1 protein-coding gene is annotated in these 420 nt (G+C 67.9%); it reads left to right on the plus strand.

Going from position 1 to position 420, the window contains the following annotated elements; translation table 11 throughout:
• Positions 1-420 (plus strand): porin (locus K9U41_RS23415; RefSeq protein WP_282643225.1); only part of this gene is annotated, 420 nt, incomplete at both ends.

The raw sequence follows: 420 nt of genomic DNA on the forward strand, positions 1-420 counted from the left end.
ATACGTGAACGTCGACAAGGCGTTCATCCAGTTCGCCGGCCTCACCGCCGGTCGCGCCTCGTCGTTCTACGACTTCTACGCCCACGATTTCGAGTTCTACGGCGCGACCTCGGGCTCGGACAATTCGTCGACCAACCTGCTCGCCTACACCGCCACCTTCGGCAACGGCGTCTCGGCGACCCTGTCGGTGGAAGACCCGGTCTTCACGCGCTCGCCGGTCTTCTCGCCGTCCGGGAACGCGCTCGCCCCCGTCTTCGTCGGCTACACGAGCGGCCGGCCGTCCCGCTACGGCAACGTCGACGCCGTCCAGCGCTCGCGGCTGCCCGATTTCGTCGGCGCCCTGCGGGTCGATCAGGCCTGGGGCTCCGCCCAGATCTCGGCCGCCACGCACGAGATCAACGTCGGCAACCTGAGCACCAA

The sequence above is a fragment of the Xanthobacter autotrophicus genome (assembly GCF_029991245.1).
Lineage (GTDB): Bacteria > Pseudomonadota > Alphaproteobacteria > Rhizobiales > Xanthobacteraceae > Xanthobacter > Xanthobacter autotrophicus_C.